Raw genomic sequence first — 19695 nt, 5'->3', positions numbered from 1 at the left:
TGATATTGCAGATAGAGCTGACCTAGTTTGAAGAGATTTTCAAAGCGTATTCGTTTAATATTTCCCCAACTCACGGAGACTGGTGTGATTTTCCTGAATGCGTCGAAACATCTTTTCCATATCTGACTTGGTGAAATGCACCAAAACAGGACGTCCGTGGGGGCAGTTATAGGGATTATCACATTGAGAAAGTTGATAAAGCAGCTGTCTAGCTGAGTGGTCATCGATACGATGGTTGGCCTTGATAGACCGCTTGCAGGACATCATGATAGCCAGCTCTGCCCGGTATTTCTTGATAGAAACCTCCTTGGTTAAGAGCAGCATGTCGCACATTTCATAGATGCCTGATTCAATCTCTTCTTCTGTCATCCAAATAGGATGTTCACGCAGGATAAATTGATTTTCTCCGTACTCTGCTAGAAAGACGCCCACTTCCTCTAAAAGTGCCATTCTTTCCTTGAGACGGAGGGCATCATCCGCTGGAAATTCAAAAATGTAAGGCACTAGGAGTTGCTGCTGGCTCTGGTCAACATCGCCAATGCTTTCACGATATTCCTCATACTTGACCCGTTCCTGAGCCGCATGTTGGTCTATGATGTAGAGCCCATCTCGTCCCTGTGCAAAGAGATAAGTCCCGTGCATTTGTCCGAAAAACTCCAACTCTGGGAAGCTGGATGATTCTTCTCGCTCCAGCTTATCATAGGCTTTATCCAGACTGGCTAAATCTAGCTCTGGATGGTCTAATTGATCATAGTTAGCAGGCTTTCTCTCTGCAAAATGCAATTTTGCTGGCTTGGTCAGCTGATCCAAGGTTTCCTTGGCAAACAAGGTCAAGTCTTGTCCTGCATCAGTCAATTCAACCTGATAATCAGCCACCTCAGCTTGACTAGGTCTTGTCGGCTCAGTTTGCTCATAGTAGAGCGTATTTTCTTTGAGTGGAAGAATAGTTTGCTCCACCTTCTCACGATTGCGCACGGTCGATTTGGCAAGATTTTCCAAGGCATCTGGAATCAAGGTTTGTTCCTTGAGACTATTTGCAATAGCTTCTGAAACCAAGGTCATCAGTTCTTTTTCCTTGGAAATTCGCACCTCTTGCTTGGTTGGATGCACATTGACATCCGCTAGATAAGGATCGATATGGATGTGAATGACAGCCAGTGGAAAACGACCTACCATAAGCTTACTACCATAGCCGTCAAGAATAGCACGATTGAGTAAAAAGTTCTTGATATAACGGCCATTGATGAAGAGGCTGATATAGTTGCGATTAGCTCGAGTCAACTCAGGCAAGGACACAAAACCTGTAATTTCGAAATCAAGGTCAGAATTCTCAATTTCAATCATCTTCTTGGCACTCGCCAAACCGTAAATCCCTGCAATAGCTTGACGCAGTTGACCAGTCCCAGCTGTCCGCGTCATTTCCTTGCCATCACTAATCAAGCTGAAAGAAATCTCAGGATGGGCCAAACCCAGACGGTTGACAATATCAATAATATGAGACAGCTCCGCTTGCTGGCTCTTCATATACTTGAGGCGGGCAGGCGTGTTGAAAAAGAGATCCTCCACACAAACCTTGGTTCCCACAGGACTAGTCGCTGGGATGACTTCTTCAACTTCTCCCCCACGCGCGACTAGCTTGGTCCCGTGACTTGCGCCATCCACCGCAGTCAACAGAGTCAAAACACTAACAGACGCTATAGAAGGCAAGGCTTCACCACGAAAACCAAGCGTGCGAATTCGAAAGAGGTCTGCTTGATTTTTTATCTTGCTGGTCGCATGACGACGCAGAGCCAGCTCTACCTCATCGTGGGCAATTCCATGACCATTATCCGTGATTTGAATCTTCTTGAGACCTGCTTCCTCAATCTCAATGATAATCTGACTAGATCCCGCATCAATAGCATTTTCTACCAACTCCTTAACAACGCTAGCTGGACGCTCGATAACCTCTCCTGCCGCGATCTGGTTTGCCAGCACCTCTGGCAATTCAATAATATGAGACATCTTTCAGCCCCTTTCTGTATCTATTTTCCTAGAAATTGATTAGTGCTATTATACCATATTTCAGATAGGACAGAAAAGCAAGCACCACATAGGAGTAAAATCCATCCACATAGACAAAGTACCTTGCAAGGGGCTGGAAAATAGTGTTTAATAAAGGTGTACAGGAAGTGATCACAATCTTGTATAACTGAAAAGGAGAGAAATTTATGAAAGTAGAACTACAGATTAGTGAAACTTACGAAGAGGAAAAGCTGATTGTTCAAGCACCTCAGCCGACAGATAAAGTCCAGAAAGTCATCGAGTTCGCAGAAAATCTGGATCTAACAGAAAAAATCAAAGGGAAAATCGATAATCAGGTCTATCTCGTTGAGATTGGCAAGATTCAACGCTTCTATATCGAGAATCGGAAGGTTCTAGCAGAAAGCGCGAGTCAGACCTACAGCATTGATTTGCGTCTCTATCAAATCCTTGAAATTCTGCCAACCAATTTTATCCAAATTTCCCAATCAGAAATCATCAATATCAACTCCATCTCTCATCTCAAGCTCACCCCCAACGGCCTAGTAGAAATCTTTCTAAAAAATGAAAGCTTCACCTACTCTTCACGCCGTTACCTAAAAACCATCAAGGAGAAATTAGAACTATGAAAAAACAAATCTTCCACGACGCAGCTACTGGTGTCCTCATCGGTCTCATCCTCTCTATCATCTTTTCACTCATTTATGCACCAAGTACCTACGCTCCACTTAGCCCTGAATCTCTCGTCGGCCAAGTAATGACTCAACATCAAGTTCACGGTGCCCTAATCTTGCTCTACTGCACACTTATCTGGGCAGCCATTGGTATTCTCTTCAACTTTGGCAAGCGATTATTCAGCCGTGACTGGAGCTTGCTCCGTGCAACTCTGACCCATTTCTTCCTCATGCTAGTAGGTTTTATCCCATTAGCAACCCTAGCAGGTTGGTTCCCTTTCCACTGGATTTTCTATCTCCAACTCATTATCGAGTTTGCGATTGTCTACCTCATCATTTGGACTATTTCCTATAAAAGAGCATCAAAAAAAGTAGACCATATCAATCAACTCTTGGAGCATAGAAAATAGGAACTACCTAGGATAAATAAAAAGCCAAGCCGAAGCTTAACTTTCCAACTCATACAAATCTGCGATAATCGCTGCAACACGTTTGATATCTCCCAGCATACCTCGCATTTCAAAGTCAGCCAAGACAGGGAAACCAAAACGTTGACTGTATTGCTTGGCTGTCAGGCAGTATTGGTTATTAAAGTTACGATTTCCTGAACCAACCACACCAAAACACTTACTAGCATTATCACCATAGGCGATAAAATCCCCCACTGGTGTCGTCAAGATCTCGACATCTCCGTTATCAACGCCATTCCCACCTTCTAGGTAGGTCGGTAGAAAGGCGATGTAAGGGTGGTCCATTTCATAGAAATCGTGACCTTCCTTGACCAAATCCTTAATATGAATCTTTTGAACCTCAATTCCCTCGTACTGGGACAAGAGATAGTCTTTCAAGCGCGTCACAAAACTCTCAGTGTTGCCACTCAGACTGATATAAACTAAAGAAATTGTCTTCATATTTACCTCCATGATTTTATCTATAATCGAAAAATAACTACCAAGATTGTAACTTGATAGTTATTTTTTGTCAATACTTAGGCAAGTTCTTCTGTTTCCTCTTCTTCTGCCAAGGCTTTTTGTTGACGCCACATCTTATAGAAGACAAGGGCTAGGAAAAGAACATTTATGACGATATAGAAAATGCTAACGGCTTGTGAAATAACACTTATCCCTAAACGCATGGTCTCATCGTGAACTAACTGCACAGCGTCTTGTAAAGTCACATAGCCATAAATCGAACCAATAATAGCTAACAAAACATAGCCAACGTAAGTATAGTTTGCATATTGCAAATTCTTACGAATAAGGAATACAATCGCTACTACCACTAAAATAGCAGATAGCACAATCAAGGCCATATTAAAAATAGAATGAGTTGATTCTGCTACTCTATAGGTGTAATTGATGTTGTCTTCTAATTGCTGAGCACTGACCCCTGCAACTTGTTTCTGAGCGGCACGAAGGGCTTCTTTACTAGGCAAGGGACTCAACATTCCAAACAGAGACATAGCTGAAATAAGAGCAGACAAGATTAGCAAGACCCATAGATAAATCGGTTTCTTTTTCATGATAGAACCTCCTGATATTATTATTGATATTATAGCACCTTTTGTAAAGGAATACAAATTTTATAGTATAGTTTCTACCTGTTTTCGGTAGGCTTTTGGCGATTTTCCGCACAATTTTCGGAACACTTTATAGAAATATCCAACGTTACTGTAACCAACAGCATAGCAAATATCTTCAATACTGTCACTGGTTGAAAGTAAGAGTTGCTGGGCAGCCTTAATACGTTGTTTGTTTAGTAATTCTGCGAAGGTCGAATTGGTTTCTCGCTTAATCAACTGACCTAGATAGACAGGATTGATAAAAAGATCCTGACTGATATCCTTGAGCGAAAGTTCTTTCTGATAATCACGCCCAATAACTTCTAGCACACTAACCACATTTTCATTCATTCGATATTGTCCAAAGAATCGAGTCAGAGTTTCCTTAATATAAGGAACCAATTCATCAAAGGATTGAATAGCATGAATGGTTTTGACGATATCCGTCATATCATCAGCTTTTAGATGCTTAAACAAGTGAAAGACATCCATGACAAACTGGATAAAAAGCTGTTTGGTAATCGGAACACGCGGCGTATTTTCAAGAACCACCTTCTCCAAGAGGTTTAACTCTTCCACGATTTGATTGAGATTCCCCTGAATGATAACCCTATAAATCGGTTCGTAATAGGCAAAGAGACTCTCAGACTGTTTTAAATTTACAGAACCGTAAAAGAGGGCTTTCTCAGCATTCAGCTTCCAGCGTTCAAAGTGTTCTTGATAGGGAACTTCAAAGGGAGTAACGACTAAACCATCTAGGGGTTGATCAGAAATGAAAATCTGCCAATCTTGTCCTAACACATAGTAGGGAATGGTGAAAGAGCCTTGTTTTTCCTTGTATAGGCCTATCCACCAATTCTCCTTACCTCCTAGATAACTAACAAATCCAGCATCATCTAAATCTTGACTGAGGGTCTGACTTTTCTTTCCTCTCTCGCCGAGCTGACCTGCAATCTTCTCCAGCAGATTTCCCAACTCTACCTTATCGACAGGCTTGAGCAGATAGTCCACCACGCTAAGATTCATTGCTCTTTTTACATAATCAAACTCCTGATAACCTGAGAGCAGGATATAGGCAGCATCTGGTAAAATCTCTTTCATTTCCCGAATCATATCAAGCCCTGTTTTGTCGGGCATATTGACATCGGAAATGACCACATCGACAGGATTTTCCTGAACATATTCTAGGGCTTCATCGGCATGACTGGCTGTTGCGACGACCTCCATATCCCACTTATCAAAGGGAATCAAACGTTTCAGACCTTCTGTCACCATGTACTCATCATCTACTAATAATACTTTATACATTTTCTCCCTTTCTACTCATCTTGAATTGTAATACGATACTGAACACCTGCTTGCTCTGCAGACTCTATAGTAATAGCATAGCGGTCCCCAAAATAGAGCACAAAACGCTCATGGACATTGACAATCCCGATAGACTGCCTTTTTGCACTATAGCTGGCTTGGTGTTCAAAATGTCTCTGCCTTAATTTTTCTCGAATACTTGCCAGTTTTTCAACCGATATTCCACGGCCATTATCGACCACCAAAATTTCTACAAAACCATCTCGTTTAAGAGCTTTAATGCTAATCACATTATCTGTCCGTCTGTGGTCAACACCATGAGCGAAATAATTTTCTACCAGCGGTTGCAAGGTAAATTTGGGAATCTTCATATTCTCTAGTTCTGGGTCTATCTTGAAACCATAGGCAATGGACTTGGGATAGCGAACCATGCAGAGATAGCTATATTTACGGCAAAATTCTAATTCCTGTTTGAGAAGAGTTTCTCTTTCGTCAGAAATATTGTTACGTAATAGACTACTGAACTCATAAATGATATCTGCCAACTCATCTTGACTTTGCATGACTGCGTACATACGTAAAAATTCCAGCGTATTATACATAAAATGAGGATTGATTTGCGCCTGCAGGGCTCGCATATTGGCATCTTTTTGGCTAAGTTCTAACTGGTAAATATCATGGATATTCTTTTCCAATCGATCCAACATATCATTTGTAGTCTCTGCAATTAGGAGCAATTCCTGGTCCTTTTCAAGCGTATCAATGCGAAGACCTTCCTCCCCTTGAGCAATAACTTGGATAGAATCGACCAAATCCACTACCTGCTTTTGGTAATTAGCAAAGGTCTGCCTCAAAGTCAGATAAAGAATAACAATAAAGAGAAGGCTCAAGCCCACAATCAAAGCAGAGCTAGTCACTGTTCCTTGCAAAACAAAGTTTTTGGGAACTGCCACCTGAACCTGATAGCCATGAGAGGTCACACCAACAAACCAGTTTTCATGCTCCCTATTGACCCTCTCACCAATATGAAAAATCTCCGTATCAAAAGGCGATGTCACAGTCACAGCCATCGGGATATGACCTCGGGTATTGTCCACAGCATGGTATAAGATTTCCGGATCCAAGGAGATATAAACAACCCCTATCGATTGATCCGTCGCTGGGTCTAAAATAGGCACTCCAAAACTATTGGCCTCTGGTTTAAAGTCTTCCGCAAGTACCGTATGACCACCTCTCTCATTTCTGCTCGAAACATAAACTTCTTTAAAGTCCTGCAAGACGATTGCAACACCCGTTATATAGTCATTCTGAACATACAGGTCATCGATATTTTCATACAGAGAAATAGAAGTTGACGAAGCTGCTTGATGCTCCAACAGCCAATAAAAATACTCAGATGTTGATAGACTAAAGTACTTATAAACCCCTTGTATCCTGTCTTGATTGGCTACTAAATCTTGTGCTAGCTGGGCTGACTCGCGATAATAATACTCCACCTCTTCGACTGTTCGAGTGGTTACACGCTGGGCTACTCTCTGGGCTTCCTTTTCCCGTGAATCCCAGTCAGCGTAAGAAAGTAAGATTGCAAAACTCGCAATAATAATGATCATAACTGAACTGTAGGTTCGCAGAAGCGTATGTAGCCAAAACTGCTTCATTCTATTTTGTCGCCAATTTTTCATGGATGCTTTCATAGACCGGTTCCAACATATCACTGATAAAGAAATGCCACATCCCAATTCCTACAAAGAAGAGAAGAGCAGGCATATAATAACCAATTGCTACAAGTAGCACAGTCCCAAGAAGAACCTTGGCCACAGCTGCTAGGCTCATAAAGATACCAATCAAGGATAGTTTGAGATTATTTCGATAGGACAAATCAAAATAAACTTGTAATTTCAAAGATACTGTATAAGCCAAAAAGAGCAGGGCAACTACTAGGACATTCAAAAAGGTCGCAATCAAATGAACAATGGTCTGATGAGGCAATTGCACCAAGAGATACAAGCCATAGACCAAAACTAAATCCACTCCTAAAAAGCTATAGAAAATCAGGTTGCTTGAGACGAAATTTTGCTTATATAGAGACCAAGCCTCCTTCAAACTGTATTCCCGAAAGCTATAACCATGTTCTGCATATAAACTCATCAAGGTGGCACTAGCTGGCGCTAGACCAAGGATAATCCCCCCTGCTAAAGCTAATAGCCAAAAGAAGGCTGTCGCAATCATCCCTAAAAAGAAACGATTAAAGACAAAATCTAAAAATCTCCCCATGATATCCTCCTAAAAATAACTATGAAACTATTATAGCATATTTCAAGCGTTTTCAAACACATAGACTATCCATTTACAATCCCACCAAACCGTGGTACAATGAGAATTGTGAGAAAATTATTAGGAGACAACTCATGAAAAAATCTATCTTAACTACACTGCTTTTTGCAGTTCTTTACTTCCTCTGCATGGGGATTGGTGTCCTTTTGGGCAATCTCTTTGACCAAACTGGAAACATGTTTTATGCGCCTGCCTTTACTGGCCTTGTAGGCGGCAGCGTCTATATGATCCTAGTCGCAAAAGTTCCGCGATTTGGAGCCATTACCACTATCGGCCTTGTCATGGCCCTCTTTTTCTTGGGAACTAAACACGGTGCTGGTGCCTTCCTTCCTGGAATTATCTGTGGCCTCCTAGCAGATGGAGTAGCTAACCTCGGAAAATACAAGGACCAAACAAAGAACCTCCTTTCTTTCCTTATTTTTGCCTTTAGCACATCAGGACCAATCTTGCTTATGTGGATTACTCCCAAAGCCTATATGGCTACCCTTCTGGCAAGAGGAAAATCGCAAGAATATATCGACCGTATCATGGTCGCACCAAACCCTGGAACCGTCCTTCTATTTATCGCAAGTATTGTCATCGGAGCCCTAGTGGGTGCTTTGATTGGACAAGCCTTGAGTAAAAAATTGGCACAAAAAATCTGATTACTAAAAAAGAGCCACACGGCTCTTTTTATTTATGGCTCAATCTCTTAGTCAAGAAGTCTCCCAAGAATTGGATTGTAAAGATAATCAAAATGATAATGATGGTTGCCAAGATAGTTACATCGTGATTGTAGCGGTTAAATCCATAAGCGATGGCTACGTTACCGATACCACCAGCTCCAACCGCACCGGCCATGGCTGTTTCACCGACTAGTGAAATCAAGGTTACAGTCGTCACACGGATCAAATCTGGAAGACCTTCGGATAGATAAACACCTACGATATCCCAGAATGTCGCTCCGCTAGCTTGAGCCGCCTCAATGACACCACCATCTAGCTCAGCCAATACCACCTGTACTTGACGGGCAAAGAAGGCAAAGACTGCAAAAGATAGCGGTACGATAGCCGCATTTGGACCAATGCTTGTTCCTACGATTAGATGAGAGAAGGGTGACAAGACTGCCAAGAGGATGATAAATGGTACCGCACGGAAAATAGAGGTAATCTTATCCAAAATCCAAAAAACAACTTTATTTTCCAAAACACCACCCGGCGCTGTCAAGACAAGGAAAAGACCTGCCACCAGCCCCAAGAAACCTCCAATAATAAAGGAAAGAACTGTCATATAAAGAGTTAGGTAAATAGCTGTTCCCCAACCAGCCTGACCAGCCCAGCCCATTTTATAGACATTTGGTAAATAGGTTTGAATCAATGATTCCATCTTACTGTCCTCCCTTCAATACTTTTAGCTGCACACCTGCTTGACGAATGGCTTCTTGGGCACCTGCTAGCGCTGCTTTTTCACCTGACAAGACCACCACCAATTCTCCAACAGGAGTGCCATCGAGGATTTCGATATTCCCATAGAGGATATTAGCCGTTACTTGGTAATGTTTATACAATTCATTCAAAAGTGGTTCGTCTGTTGAAGCACCTGCGTACTTGAGCTGTACCAAGAGACTGTTTTCAGACAGATGTTGCACGATTTCTTGCTTCTCAATCTTGACCATAGCTTCATCAATCCCTGTGGCTGTTGAGATAAAGTCTTGAGTCAAAGGTTGTTTAGGGTCTGAGAAGATTTCAAGGACACTTCCCTCTTCAATCAAATGCCCATCCTGCATAACTGCCACACGATTGGCAATGTCTTTGACAATCTGCATTTCATGCGTAATCAAGACAACCGTCAAGCCTAATTTTTGGTTCAAATCTTGCAACAAGGCCAAAATCTGCTTGGTTGTCTTAGGGTCAAGGGCAGAAGTTGACTCGTCTGAAATCAAGATTTTTGGATCATTTGCTAAGGCACGCGCAATGGCTACACGCTGTTTTTGCCCTCCAGATAATTGTGAAGGGTAGTTTTCAGCACGATCCGCCAAGCCAACCAAGTCCAACAACTTGGCTACTTTAGCCTTCTTTTCTTCCTTGCTGAGTCCAGAGTGTTTAAGGGCAAAGGCTACATTCTCCTCTGCTGTCTTCTGGCTCATCAGGTTGAAATGCTGGAAAATCATCCCGATATCCTGACGTTTACGACGCAACTGCTCTGCCGTCAAGGTCACCTTGCCATCAAAAATCACATCATCATCAATAGTAATCTTCCCTGCAGATGGTTTTTGCAAGAGGTTAATCACCCGTACAAGGGTTGATTTCCCTGCTCCAGAATATCCTACAATCCCGTAGATATCCCCTTCTTGGATGTGAATGGTCACATCCTTGACCGCTGTGATGATTCTCTTCTTCTGGTGAAAAGTCACATCGATCTGATCTAACTTGATAATATCTCTACTCATAGCTTCTAATCAGCTCCTCTACTAATTCAATATGGGTGTAGTAATCGGCGATTCGCACGTTTTCATCTCCACCATGGTCTCGGCTATTGGCATTTCCTAGACCGAAGGCCACCATTGGCACCTCTAGGGCATCAAAGACCGTATGCATAGGCCCTGTCCCAGCTGTAGTCGGCAAGACTGAAACGCCCTGTGGATAGAATTTCTTGGCCAACTCGATTACATTGAGAATGGCTGGCGCGCTCATATCGCTGCGATAGCTCATCTCTCCCAAGGTATAGTATAATTCTACCTTATCAAAGCCATTTTTGTCTAGCTGTTTCCGAATTTTTTCCAGAACATCATGCGGTTCTAGGCCAGGAACCAAACGAACTTCTAGCTTAGCGCTGGCTTCTGCTGGCAAAATCGTTTTAACTCCTTGCCCTTGATAACCTGACTGAATCCCTTCGATATTAAGGGCTGGTTCGAAAAAGAAACGTTTTAGAAAGGCTGCACGCTCCTCTTGTAAGAGAGGCAATTCCAAACCATAAATCTGGCTGATTTCCCCTGGATTTCGTTGGGCATAGGTATCCACCAAGGCCAATTCACGTTCATTTGGCTCTTGTACTTCTTCGTACAAGCCTTCAACCAAGATACGGCCATCTGCAGCTCGAAGAGACTGTAAGGCTTGAAGGAGGTACCAGGGAGCTGATTCCACAACCCCACCATAACTCGAATGGATATCGACATCAGCACTTTTCACCTTGGCATCAAAGGTCACAATCCCCTTATTTCCACCAGAAATTTCTAGCTGTTCCAAGGCATTTTTGGTCCCTTGTTCCCAGACCAATAAATCCGCCCCACGGAGTCTATCCGCATGTTTTTCCAAATACTTATCCAGATCTGTCGAAGCCGATTCCTCCGCACCCTCCATGATAAAACTGATATTGACAGGCAGGTCATCGTGGTGCTTCATATATTTTCTCAAAGCACTCAAACGAGCTGTGATATGACCCTTGTCATCGTCAACCCCACGCCCATACATAAAGCCATTGCGGACTGAAAGAGTAAAAGGATCTTCTGTCCACACCTGATCCCCATCCGCTGGCACAGTGTCATAGTGGTTATAGAAAATCAGGGTCTTGGCATCTGGACGCGAACTCTTGAAATGCGCCATGACAAAGGGCGCCGTATAGCTCTCATCAATCTCCACTTCAGCCCCAACACGCTTGAAAATCTCACCCAGATAGTTGGCAACTTCTTTGAGACCCACCTGCTGGGCAAAGACTGATTTCTTAGAAATCAAGGTACGCAAAACCTCAAAATAATGCTGGGCTACATGATCCTTTTCAAATTTTTCAATTTGTTCTTGTTCGCTAGGAAAAACCATATTCTCTCTACCTTTCTATGAACTACTTTTTCTGACAATCCCTGCTCTATACAAAAGCAAGAGGTGGAATTCTCTCTCCCACCTCCCTGTTTCTTATTACCAAACTGGTTGATCCAAACCGTCTGATGTTTCTTCGATAACTTTTTTCACTTCATCTGTATGGTAAGCTGCAACAACTTTCTTGATAGCATCAGCCTTAGGTGATGATTCCCAATCTTTTTTCGCAACAATGATGTTGTACCATTGTTTTGAGTTTTCATCAGCTTGTTCTTTGAAGAGTGCTTTCTTGTAGTCCAATTTTGCTTCTGTAACGAAGGTATTGTTTACAACGGCAGCGTCAACTGATGACAATGAACGAGCTGTTTGGCTAGCGTCCAATTCAGTGATTTTCAAGTTCTTTGGATTTTCTTTGATGTTAGCAACTGTTGCAAGGGCAGTTCCAGAAACATCCAATTTAATCAAACCAGCTGATTGAAGCAAGTAAAGCGCACGGCTTTCGTTTGTAGCGTCATTCGGTACAGAGATTTCTCCGTTTGCTGGGATGTCTTCTACTTTAGTGTACTTGTTGTCACTTCCATTCAAACCTGAGTAAAGACGGATTGGAGAGATGTAAGTATCTGCAATGGCTACAAGGTCTTTTCCGTTTTCTTTGTTCCAGTTGTTCAAGAAGTTATAGTGTTGGAAAGCGTTCAAATCTACTTCGCCATCAGCAGTTGCCTTGTTTGGTTGTGAGTAGTCTGTGAACTCTGTAAATTCCAAGGTAATGCCATCTTTTTTAACCAATTCTTGGATTTTGTCCCAACGTTTTTCTTCAGAACCGCTACGGTTAACCGTTGCGATTTTGATAGTTGTTGCATTGTCTGCTTTCTTTTCTGAGTTTCCGCAAGCTGCAAGAGCCAAACCTGCGACTGTAGCAAGGGCTGCTACACCAAGCCATTTTTTGATTTTCATGATTCTTTCTCCTTAAAAATAATACCGTACTAGTATCTCACAATTTGTTTTATTTCACAAATTGTTATTAGATAGTCAGATATATAGTTTAAAACTATATCCCTAAAGACTCAGAAATCACCCATCTGAATCAGAATGGATGACTTCAAATAATTATTTAATATCAGCTTCTGCTGGTAGGTAAGTGTCTCCGAAGAATTGTTTTGACAATTTTTCAAGAGTTCCGTCTTTGTAGAGTTCTTTGATGCGTTTGTCTACAAATGTTTTCAACTCATCTTGACCTTTAGCAAGAAGTGGGTAAACGTACGGTTGTTGGTCACTTGGAAGTTCGATAACTTTCAAGTTGTCCAAACCTTGGTTCTTGATGACTGTTTCAACACCGATTTTATCAAAAATCTTGTAGTCAAATTGGCCATCGCTCAAGCGTCCCATGATTTGTTGGAAGTCTGCTCTAGTGTAGTTAAGGACAGTTGGATTATCCGCATGTTCTGTGTTGTATGCTTCCAATTGTTTAGCTGAGGTTGTTCCTTGAACGACTTCAGTAGATTTTCCACCGATATCATCAAGAGACTTGATGCTAGTGTCGTCCTTCTTCACAACAAGAACGTTAGGGTTTTTAGCAGTTGGCGCTGCGTAGAGGTATTTCTCTGCACGTTCTTTGGTATAACTGAGGTTGTTAACGGCCATTTGGTAACGATCGCTATCAAGTCCTGGGAAAATCCCTGACCACTCTGTCTTTTCAAACTTGACAGTATACTTGTCTGAGTCTTTAAAGATAGCACGAATAAGCTCAATCTCGTAACCTGTCAATTCACCATTTTCTTCATAGATAAATGGTTTTGGTGATCCGTTAGTTGCTACGATGATTTCTTTCTTGCTAGCTGCTTCTCCTTCTTTCTTAGCACCACCTGAGCAAGCTGCTAGCACACCTGCAGCAACAAGCCCTAGGGCAGCAAGAGATGAGTATTTAACGATTTTTTTCATGTCATTTCCTCCAAAATAGAATACCTTATTATCTTATCAGAAAAAAAGTAATTATGCCATTATATGATATTTATCTCTGTGATAGATTTTCTTTATAGCCCATTTAAAATAGTAAACGCAGGACGGCAATTAAGACAACTCCAAAGAGAACTGTTCCGACTAGATTGCGGTATCGAAAGGCTACCCAAGCGGTTGGAAAGACTGCCAAGAAGTCTAGCCATTTAATTTGAGGAAGACTCCCAACCTTGCCTGTCACTACACTTGAAAGAATCAAGGCAAAGATAATAGAAACGGGCAAGAACTTCAAAAAACGCTCAACGATCGCAGGCAAGCCCCTATACTTGACCAAGATGAAAGGAATCATACGGGGGATCCACGTCACCAAGCCAGAGAAAATAACTGCTAATAAAAGATACTTACTGACCATCTAAAACCACCCCCATTGTACAACCTAGCAAGGTCGCAAACAGAACAGCTAGTGACTGAGACACCACTGTCAAGAGCAAAAAGAAGGACACCGCAACAACTGCTAGAATAATAAGCAGATTGCGGACAGGGATCCGTCTTTGCATAATCTGGAATTGCGAAGCAAAAATGCCGATGAACATCCCAACTAGGGCAAAATCTAAACCAAAGATTTCTGGATTTGGCAATAGGCCACCTAGAGCCGTTCCGACCACTGTTCCCACAAACCAAGCCACATAGCTGTTGAGATTGTTTCCATGCATCCACATAGGATTGACCTTGTCTGTATGGGCCAATTCTCCCATTAAAACACCATAAGTCTCATCCGTCAAGATACTAGACATACCGATATTGTGCCAGAGACTAGTATGACGGAAATAGGTCGACGCATGTAAGCTCAGCAAAAAGAGACGCAAATTAATCAAAAAGACCGTCATAGCAATAGCTGCCACAGGCGCCTGAACCGCAATCAAGGCCAACATGGCAAACTGGGCACTCCCAGCATAAACAAAGAGGCTCATTAAGCCCATCTCAACAGGTGTCACATAGGGCGCACCGATAATCCCACAGGCAAGGCCAATACTGACATAACCAAGGGCTGTTGGCATAGCCGCCTGCGCCCCCTCCCAAAATCCTTTTTCTTTCATCTTTCTCCTCATATTGTCTTAATAAGCGGGCTGAAAAGGCTCCAGCCACAGCATGGACTATTATAACACATTCAGGAAAGAGAAAAAAGTCTGCTGATTGTAATCAGACAGACTCCATTTTATTCCATCGTATCAAAAGCGAGACTTGGTTTGGCATTGAGGTCCAAGCCTTGCTTATATTCTTTTTCATTTTAGATTCATCCATTATACGATGTTATACCGTATTTATAATGAATCATATCTTAAAAATACCAGACCACACTATTCCCTGCTTGTATTTGGCTTCTTTCTTTTGGACAATTTTTGCTAAATCCAACAACTCTGTCGGCGGTTCACCTTTAAAGCCCAATAATTCTTTAGAGACGGCAAATGAGAGACGTGCAGCTAACAAATCTTCACTAGTACTAGAGAACTGTTTCGCTGTTTCTAGCAATTTCTTCCTAAAGTCTTCCGTCAAGCTAATTTCTTTATTATTGTACAGGGAATGAATTAAAATTTGTAACTGACTTTGCTTTTCCATCGTTTACCTCATTTTATCTAGGACGCCAAGTTTCACTTTTAGTCCAGCCATTTACAGCATGCTCAGAATTAAACATATACTGTCCGAATTCTCATCTATAAACCACTTCTACGACTTAGAATTTGCTTTAAGTACTTTACAAGGACAGTATAACACAGAAATTTGCTTATTTTAAAAAATCGCATATTTGACATTTTTTCTCATAGAAATGTCATTTTTGCGATTGTTTGTTAATCGATAAGCTCTTTGTATTGTTGCAAACGCAATTCAAAAAGGGCTGTCAATTGTGGATTTTCTAATACTTGCAGAGATTGGATAAAGTGTTCAATCTCTTTTTGATTGCTTCCTTTGGTTTGAAGAAAAATCTGCATTTTCTTTAAAAACTGCCACAATACTTTTTCAAAAACATCGTATGGACGGAGCATGCGCTCCAGCTCAGCTTCAAAGATTGGAATATAAGAAAATAGCTTGCGCTCCATAAGTTCTGAGATGATATTAAGATAACCACTTTTCATATACCATCGATTGTGTACTAACTCTTTAAATTCTTTAGATTTCTCAATTAAAGCGGTTGATAAAAATATCAAATCTTGATTGCTTAGGAAAGGCATGGTATTGCAAAAAAGATAGAGTTCAAACCAGGTCCAAGATTCGATAGCATAGAGGTAGGTCGTCAAAAACTCCCTATCCTCCTCTTCTAGTGGGTAGCTTTTATCTAGTGAATGGATGGCATCTTTGATTACAATAGCATTCAAACGACAATAGGTCTGCGCCATCTGTTCTTGCTCGACTTCCTCCAACAGTTGCTCTAAGCCAGCAATATCTTGATGGGCAAAGCGATCCACAACCCTTCTACCAATTCGCATATGTGGGGATTCTTGATAGTTGTTGAGCTTGTGCCCAAACTCATCAAAATTCATATTGATTCCTTGGATGGCTAAGATCAGCTTGTCCGCAGATAACATAGACTGCCCTAGTTCAAACTTAGACAACTGAGAAGCTGTTAGTCCAGCACAAGCCACATCTGACTGCTTGAGCTTTCTCGCCAAGCGCAATTCCTTGTAAAATTCTCCCAATTCCATTCTCTCAATCATCTGACCACCTCCTATTCTGTATATATTATATCATTATTTTTATAGTTTTGTCAAAATATTCTGACATTTAAGAGAACAAAAAAGCCAGCCTTAAGCTGACTCTTTATTCCATGGTATCAAAAGCGAGGCTTGGTTTGGCATTGAGATCCAAGCTTGCAAAATTTTCTTTGTTCCACTCGCTGACGCTGGCATAGGCAATCATACCTGCATTGTCTCCGCAGAGGCGAAGTGGAGGGATGATGACCTTGACATCTGTGATTTCGTCTGCTAGACGTTCTCTGAGACCTTTATTGGCTGCCACACCACCTGCCACGACAAGGGTTTTAACAGGGTATTTCTCCAAAGCCTTCTTAGTTTTTGCCATGAGAATATCCATAACTGCTGCTTGGAAGGAAGCACACAAATCCTCCGTTGACAAGCTTTCTCCCTTTTGCTCGGCATTGTGGTGAAGGTTGATAAAGGCAGATTTCAAACCTGAGAATGAAAACTCCAGATTATCTTCCTTAATCATAGCACGAGGAAAATCATAAATATCCTGCCCCTGATGAGCTAGCTCATCAATCTCACGACCTGCAGGATAGGTCAAGCCCATGACACGGCCGACCTTATCATAAGCCTCACCAACCGCGTCATCTCGCGTTTCCCCAACAATCTTGTAGTCACCAGCCTCAGAAACATAAACCAACTCTGTGTGTCCACCGCTGACCAAGAGGGCTAGCAAGGGAAACTCCAAAGGCTCCACACTTTGAGCTGCCATGAGGTGACCAGCCATGTGGTTAACAGGGATAAGTGGAAGTCCATGTGCCCAAGCAAAGGCCTTAGCAGCTGACAAGCCAACTAGTAAGGCTCCAACTAATCCTGGCCCATAGGTAACCGCAACAGCTGTCACGTACTCTTCCGTAATTCCTGCTTCTGCCAGAGCTTCCTCGATACAGGCTGTAATGACCTCGACATGGTGACGACTGGCTACTTCCGGCACTACGCCACCGAAACGTTTGTGGCTCTCGATTTGACTAGCAATGACATTGGACAAGAGCTGGTCGTCGTTTTTCAAGACGGCGACACTGGTCTCATCACAGGATGTCTCAAATGCTAAAATATATCTATCCTTCATCTATTTCTCTCTTCATGATGATGGCGTCCTCGACTGGGTCATGGTAGTAGGCCTTTCGCTCAGCGATGACTGCCATCTTTTTTTTCTTGTAAAATGCTTGCGCTCGTTGATTTGACTTTCTGACTTCGAGGAAAATCTCCTTATCTATCGGCAATTGAGCAAACAAGGCTGACGCAATTCCCTGACCCTGATAGGTTTGTTTGACAGCGATTTGCAGGACTTCTGCTTCAAAAAGATTCTCCTGTACAGCTAGAAATCCAATCACTTCGGCCCCATCATAAGCCAAAGCATACCAAGTCTGGTCTTGAGCCAGGTCTGCTTGGATTTGTTCCAGCTTCCAAGGACTGACTGAGTAAACAGTTATCATAACAGCGTAGATGGCTTGAGCCAGATCAGGTTGCTGTTGAGTTCGTTTGATTTCTATCATAGGCGTTTAATGTAGGACTCACCAGACTCGGTGTGGTTCTTGAGCCAGTTTTCCTCAGCCTCAACACGTTTGAGGTAGTTCGGCACAAAATCATGCAAGGAGTCTGCTTCCTTGTCCCAGGCCAAAAGAGCAAGATTGGCTGCATTTGGCAAGGTTTCTTTATAATTAGTCCTTGGCAAGTGTTCTTGAATCTGCTCCACAAAGGGGCCGACTTCTCCGACAAAGGTAACCTGACTAGCACCCTTGATTAGCTCAATCACTTGCTCAAAGGGCAGGTGTGCTTCTGGCATGACAGGTTTAGCATTTTCATAAAATCCTGCATAAACATTATTGCGACGCGCATCCATCAAAGGGACGAACAAACCTTCTTGTTGGTAGGGCACCAGAGCCAAGAGGCTCGACATCCCAACCAACTCAATGTTCAGAGTGTGAGCTAAGGTCTTAGCAGTTGCCACCGCAATTCGCAAGCCTGTGTAGCTACCTGGTCCTTCAGCCACCACGATTCGATCCAAGTCCTTGGGTGTCCAGTCCAAACTTGCCATCAAAAAATCGATGGCAGGCATGAGGGTAATACTGTGATTTTTCTTAATATTAATAGTCGTCTCAGCAAGAACCTGCTTATCCTCTAAAATAGCGAGAGAAAGAGCCTTGCTGGACGTATCAAAAGCTAATACTTTCATAACACATTCCTATCTTTTTGTCTGCTTACTATTATACTACAAAAGCTGGCACATGGGAATTTTCTTTGCCCCCAAACAAAAATGCCTATACTTAGGCCAAAAACTATTCGCAAATAAGATTCAAAAAAAATTTCACTTTTCCTTTTCTTTTCCGAATATAAAGGTGAACAAGAAAAAAGGAGGAAAGTTCAATGACAAATTTTGACGTTCTTGACAATCAATTTTTATCCCTATCTGAAAATGAATTATCAGATATTGATGGCGGTCTCGCTCCCTTGATTATCTTTGGAGTAGCAGTATCTTGGAAAGCTATTGCAGGTGGAACAGCACTTGTAGGTTCTGGTTTGGCAGCTGGTTATTTTTTAGGAGGAGATTAATATGATGAAAGGTTTGAACAACTATCGTGAAATTACTAATAAGGAATTGCAAGAAATCAAGGGTGGTTTTGGTGTAGGTGTTGGTATCGCTTTATTTATGGCAGCTTATACCATTGGGAAAGATCTCCGTAAAAAGTTTGGTAAGTCATGCTAGATAAAAGACACATTTTTAGAAGGATAAATTTTATTATCTTTATCTCTTACAGTTTGCTCAGTATTCTCAATGATTTAAACATTACTACTATCCCTTTACCATTCGATTTATCTGTTTGTATTGTTTTATTTTTATGTTTCAACTCTATTTTTGAACAGAAGAATTATTAACATAAAACTAATAAGCTCTGAAAATTCCATTGTCATGTCATTTTAGAAAAATGCAAAGATCACCTCATCTTGATAGATGGGGTGGAATTTTCGTGTCGTAAATCTACTATCACTATATCCCCAAACAAAAATGCCCCAGCATGAGCAGGGCATCTAAGCATTTAATCCAAAGTAAAATACCAACCAAACGACATAGGTTACAAGGAGAAGAAAGATCGAGTAGAGAGTCACAAAGGTAATTTTCCACAAGAACTTGCTTTGTCGTTGTTCTAGTTTTGCAAACAGAAGATTCCCTCCATAAACGCAAGCAACAAAAACGATAAAAGCTAGCAAACGAACTCCTATCGCAAATTCAAACAAACTAATCATAGGGCAATCTCCTTGACTTAAAAACTATAGGGAATTGTGACAAACGATAA

At 41.8% G+C, this 19695-nt stretch carries 24 protein-coding genes; 5 read left to right on the top strand and 19 right to left on the bottom strand.

Features of this window, described 5'->3' with window-relative positions:
* Positions 1-54 precede the first annotated feature (54 nt).
* Complete coding sequence (mutL, locus tag HT734_RS02450; RefSeq protein ID WP_173277651.1) at positions 55-2004, bottom strand: DNA mismatch repair endonuclease MutL; 1950 nt, start codon at positions 2002-2004, stop codon at positions 55-57.
* Positions 2005-2210: 206 nt separating this feature from the next.
* Here mutL and HT734_RS02445 point away from each other — a divergent pair, with 206 nt between their 5' ends.
* The gene (locus HT734_RS02445) at positions 2211-2651 is read left to right on the top strand and encodes a LytTR family DNA-binding domain-containing protein (RefSeq protein WP_173277653.1); all 441 of its coding nucleotides are present in this window, start codon (positions 2211-2213) and stop codon (positions 2649-2651) included.
* Positions 2648-3106: a DUF3021 domain-containing protein gene (locus HT734_RS02440; protein WP_173277654.1), complete on the top strand. Its 459-nt coding sequence runs from the start codon at positions 2648-2650 to the stop codon at positions 3104-3106. The genes HT734_RS02445 and HT734_RS02440 overlap by 4 nt, the downstream gene beginning before the upstream one ends.
* A 36-nt stretch (positions 3107-3142) precedes the next feature.
* Here the strand turns inward: HT734_RS02440 and nrdI are convergent, their stop codons facing one another.
* The 5 genes from nrdI to HT734_RS02415 all read right to left on the bottom strand — a co-directional run bounded on the left by nrdI (position 3143) and on the right by HT734_RS02415 (position 7839).
* Complete coding sequence (gene nrdI / locus HT734_RS02435; protein ID WP_020899993.1) at positions 3143-3607, bottom strand: class Ib ribonucleoside-diphosphate reductase assembly flavoprotein NrdI; 465 nt, start codon at positions 3605-3607, stop codon at positions 3143-3145.
* Positions 3608-3684: 77 nt separating this feature from the next.
* Positions 3685-4218 carry a hypothetical protein gene (locus tag HT734_RS02430; RefSeq protein WP_000729013.1) on the bottom strand — a complete coding sequence of 178 codons (534 nt, stop codon included), beginning with the start codon at positions 4216-4218 and terminating at the stop codon, positions 3685-3687.
* 60 nt (positions 4219-4278) lie between these two features.
* Complete coding sequence (locus HT734_RS02425; protein WP_173277663.1) at positions 4279-5565, bottom strand: response regulator transcription factor; 1287 nt, start codon at positions 5563-5565, stop codon at positions 4279-4281.
* An 11-nt stretch (positions 5566-5576) separates the two neighbouring features.
* The gene (locus HT734_RS02420; RefSeq protein ID WP_345889921.1) at positions 5577-7247 is read right to left on the bottom strand and encodes a sensor histidine kinase; all 1671 of its coding nucleotides are present in this window, start codon (positions 7245-7247) and stop codon (positions 5577-5579) included.
* Positions 7225-7839, bottom strand: coding sequence for a DUF624 domain-containing protein (locus HT734_RS02415; RefSeq protein ID WP_173277667.1), 615 nt, complete (start codon positions 7837-7839; stop codon positions 7225-7227). Before HT734_RS02415 ends, HT734_RS02420 begins: the two co-directional genes overlap by 23 nt.
* 134 nt (positions 7840-7973) lie before the next feature.
* On the opposite strand from HT734_RS02415, the gene HT734_RS02410 reads away from it, so the two are divergent.
* Positions 7974-8543 (top strand): MptD family putative ECF transporter S component, encoded by a 570-nt coding sequence (locus HT734_RS02410; protein WP_000748403.1) that lies wholly within the window; start codon positions 7974-7976, stop codon positions 8541-8543.
* Between the two features lie 28 nt (positions 8544-8571).
* On the opposite strand, the gene HT734_RS02405 is transcribed toward HT734_RS02410, so the two are convergent.
* The 12 genes from HT734_RS02405 to tsaB all read right to left on the bottom strand — a co-directional run bounded on the left by HT734_RS02405 (position 8572) and on the right by tsaB (position 18575).
* Complete coding sequence (locus HT734_RS02405; protein WP_173277669.1) at positions 8572-9264, bottom strand: methionine ABC transporter permease; 693 nt, start codon at positions 9262-9264, stop codon at positions 8572-8574.
* 1 nt (position 9265) lies between these two features.
* Complete coding sequence (locus HT734_RS02400; protein WP_102210303.1) at positions 9266-10327, bottom strand: methionine ABC transporter ATP-binding protein; 1062 nt, start codon at positions 10325-10327, stop codon at positions 9266-9268.
* On the bottom strand, positions 10320-11693 hold the full coding sequence (locus HT734_RS02395; protein ID WP_061630435.1) for a M20/M25/M40 family metallo-hydrolase: 1374 nt from the start codon (positions 11691-11693) through the stop codon (positions 10320-10322). The genes HT734_RS02400 and HT734_RS02395 overlap by 8 nt, the downstream gene beginning before the upstream one ends.
* 96 nt (positions 11694-11789) lie before the next feature.
* On the bottom strand, positions 11790-12644 hold the full coding sequence (locus HT734_RS02390; protein WP_125410839.1) for a MetQ/NlpA family ABC transporter substrate-binding protein: 855 nt from the start codon (positions 12642-12644) through the stop codon (positions 11790-11792).
* 153 nt (positions 12645-12797) lie between these two features.
* Positions 12798-13628, bottom strand: coding sequence for an amino acid ABC transporter substrate-binding protein (locus HT734_RS02385; RefSeq protein ID WP_124787501.1), 831 nt, complete (start codon positions 13626-13628; stop codon positions 12798-12800).
* Positions 13629-13731: 103 nt separating this feature from the next.
* Entirely contained in the window at positions 13732-14055 is a 324-nt protein-coding gene (locus tag HT734_RS02380; protein WP_033684442.1) for an AzlD domain-containing protein, read from the bottom strand.
* The gene (locus HT734_RS02375; RefSeq protein WP_000659737.1) at positions 14045-14740 is read right to left on the bottom strand and encodes an AzlC family ABC transporter permease; all 696 of its coding nucleotides are present in this window, start codon (positions 14738-14740) and stop codon (positions 14045-14047) included. Before HT734_RS02375 ends, HT734_RS02380 begins: the two co-directional genes overlap by 11 nt.
* A 235-nt stretch (positions 14741-14975) precedes the next feature.
* A complete protein-coding gene (locus tag HT734_RS02370) occupies positions 14976-15260 on the bottom strand; it encodes a hypothetical protein (RefSeq protein ID WP_173277671.1) in 285 nt (94 codons plus the stop codon).
* A 230-nt stretch (positions 15261-15490) separates the two neighbouring features.
* Positions 15491-16354: an Rgg/GadR/MutR family transcriptional regulator gene (locus HT734_RS02365; protein ID WP_173277673.1), complete on the bottom strand. Its 864-nt coding sequence runs from the start codon at positions 16352-16354 to the stop codon at positions 15491-15493.
* A gap of 103 nt (positions 16355-16457) precedes the next feature.
* Complete coding sequence (tsaD, locus tag HT734_RS02360; protein WP_173277675.1) at positions 16458-17468, bottom strand: tRNA (adenosine(37)-N6)-threonylcarbamoyltransferase complex transferase subunit TsaD; 1011 nt, start codon at positions 17466-17468, stop codon at positions 16458-16460.
* Entirely contained in the window at positions 17458-17895 is a 438-nt protein-coding gene (rimI, locus tag HT734_RS02355; RefSeq protein WP_173277677.1) for a ribosomal protein S18-alanine N-acetyltransferase, read from the bottom strand. Before rimI ends, tsaD begins: the two co-directional genes overlap by 11 nt.
* Complete coding sequence (tsaB, locus tag HT734_RS02350) at positions 17892-18575, bottom strand: tRNA (adenosine(37)-N6)-threonylcarbamoyltransferase complex dimerization subunit type 1 TsaB (RefSeq protein WP_173277679.1); 684 nt, start codon at positions 18573-18575, stop codon at positions 17892-17894. Before tsaB ends, rimI begins: the two co-directional genes overlap by 4 nt.
* Before the next feature lie 191 nt (positions 18576-18766).
* On the opposite strand from tsaB, the gene cibA reads away from it, so the two are divergent.
* Both cibA and cibB read left to right on the top strand, forming a co-directional pair.
* Positions 18767-18952 carry a fratricide two-peptide bacteriocin subunit CibA gene (cibA, locus tag HT734_RS02345; protein WP_136936678.1) on the top strand — a complete coding sequence of 62 codons (186 nt, stop codon included), beginning with the start codon at positions 18767-18769 and terminating at the stop codon, positions 18950-18952.
* A 1-nt stretch (position 18953) separates the two neighbouring features.
* The gene (gene cibB, locus HT734_RS02340) at positions 18954-19106 is read left to right on the top strand and encodes a fratricide two-peptide bacteriocin subunit CibB (RefSeq protein ID WP_153223152.1); all 153 of its coding nucleotides are present in this window, start codon (positions 18954-18956) and stop codon (positions 19104-19106) included.
* A 323-nt stretch (positions 19107-19429) separates the two neighbouring features.
* On the opposite strand, the gene HT734_RS02335 is transcribed toward cibB, so the two are convergent.
* Positions 19430-19645: a hypothetical protein gene (locus HT734_RS02335; RefSeq protein ID WP_125410835.1), complete on the bottom strand. Its 216-nt coding sequence runs from the start codon at positions 19643-19645 to the stop codon at positions 19430-19432.
* Positions 19646-19695 lie beyond the last annotated feature (50 nt).

This window comes from Streptococcus sp. k-90 (assembly GCF_013277565.1).
Taxonomy (GTDB): Bacteria; Bacillota; Bacilli; order Lactobacillales; family Streptococcaceae; genus Streptococcus.
This window is presented reverse-complemented; position numbering and strand designations above follow the sequence as displayed.

Bases quoted from the DNA above. Each gene is read 5' to 3' on its own strand.
- rimI (WP_173277677.1), bottom strand. From the start codon at position 17,895: ATGATAGAAATCAAACGAACTCAACAGCAACCTGATCTGGCTCAAGCC.
- HT734_RS02370 (WP_173277671.1), bottom strand. From the start codon at position 15,260: ATGGAAAAGCAAAGTCAGTTACAAATTTTAATTCATTCCCTGTACAAT.
- HT734_RS02415 (WP_173277667.1), bottom strand. From the start codon at position 7,839: ATGGGGAGATTTTTAGATTTTGTCTTTAATCGTTTCTTTTTAGGGATG.
- HT734_RS02390 (WP_125410839.1), bottom strand. From the start codon at position 12,644: ATGAAAATCAAAAAATGGCTTGGTGTAGCAGCCCTTGCTACAGTCGCA.
- HT734_RS02335 (WP_125410835.1), bottom strand. From the start codon at position 19,645: ATGATTAGTTTGTTTGAATTTGCGATAGGAGTTCGTTTGCTAGCTTTT.
- HT734_RS02440 (WP_173277654.1), top strand. From the start codon at position 2,648: ATGAAAAAACAAATCTTCCACGACGCAGCTACTGGTGTCCTCATCGGT.
- HT734_RS02380 (WP_033684442.1), bottom strand. From the start codon at position 14,055: ATGGTCAGTAAGTATCTTTTATTAGCAGTTATTTTCTCTGGCTTGGTG.
- HT734_RS02445 (WP_173277653.1), top strand. From the start codon at position 2,211: ATGAAAGTAGAACTACAGATTAGTGAAACTTACGAAGAGGAAAAGCTG.
- cibB (WP_153223152.1), top strand. From the start codon at position 18,954: ATGATGAAAGGTTTGAACAACTATCGTGAAATTACTAATAAGGAATTG.
- HT734_RS02365 (WP_173277673.1), bottom strand. From the start codon at position 16,354: ATGATTGAGAGAATGGAATTGGGAGAATTTTACAAGGAATTGCGCTTG.
- HT734_RS02375 (WP_000659737.1), bottom strand. From the start codon at position 14,740: ATGAAAGAAAAAGGATTTTGGGAGGGGGCGCAGGCGGCTATGCCAACA.
- HT734_RS02410 (WP_000748403.1), top strand. From the start codon at position 7,974: ATGAAAAAATCTATCTTAACTACACTGCTTTTTGCAGTTCTTTACTTC.
- HT734_RS02405 (WP_173277669.1), bottom strand. From the start codon at position 9,264: ATGGAATCATTGATTCAAACCTATTTACCAAATGTCTATAAAATGGGC.
- HT734_RS02420 (WP_345889921.1), bottom strand. From the start codon at position 7,247: ATGAAAAATTGGCGACAAAATAGAATGAAGCAGTTTTGGCTACATACG.
- HT734_RS02430 (WP_000729013.1), bottom strand. From the start codon at position 4,218: ATGAAAAAGAAACCGATTTATCTATGGGTCTTGCTAATCTTGTCTGCT.
- HT734_RS02395 (WP_061630435.1), bottom strand. From the start codon at position 11,693: ATGGTTTTTCCTAGCGAACAAGAACAAATTGAAAAATTTGAAAAGGAT.
- mutL (WP_173277651.1), bottom strand. From the start codon at position 2,004: ATGTCTCATATTATTGAATTGCCAGAGGTGCTGGCAAACCAGATCGCG.
- HT734_RS02400 (WP_102210303.1), bottom strand. From the start codon at position 10,327: ATGAGTAGAGATATTATCAAGTTAGATCAGATCGATGTGACTTTTCAC.
- HT734_RS02385 (WP_124787501.1), bottom strand. From the start codon at position 13,628: ATGAAAAAAATCGTTAAATACTCATCTCTTGCTGCCCTAGGGCTTGTT.
- tsaD (WP_173277675.1), bottom strand. From the start codon at position 17,468: ATGAAGGATAGATATATTTTAGCATTTGAGACATCCTGTGATGAGACC.
- HT734_RS02425 (WP_173277663.1), bottom strand. From the start codon at position 5,565: ATGTATAAAGTATTATTAGTAGATGATGAGTACATGGTGACAGAAGGT.
- nrdI (WP_020899993.1), bottom strand. From the start codon at position 3,607: ATGAAGACAATTTCTTTAGTTTATATCAGTCTGAGTGGCAACACTGAG.
- tsaB (WP_173277679.1), bottom strand. From the start codon at position 18,575: ATGAAAGTATTAGCTTTTGATACGTCCAGCAAGGCTCTTTCTCTCGCT.
- cibA (WP_136936678.1), top strand. From the start codon at position 18,767: ATGACAAATTTTGACGTTCTTGACAATCAATTTTTATCCCTATCTGAA.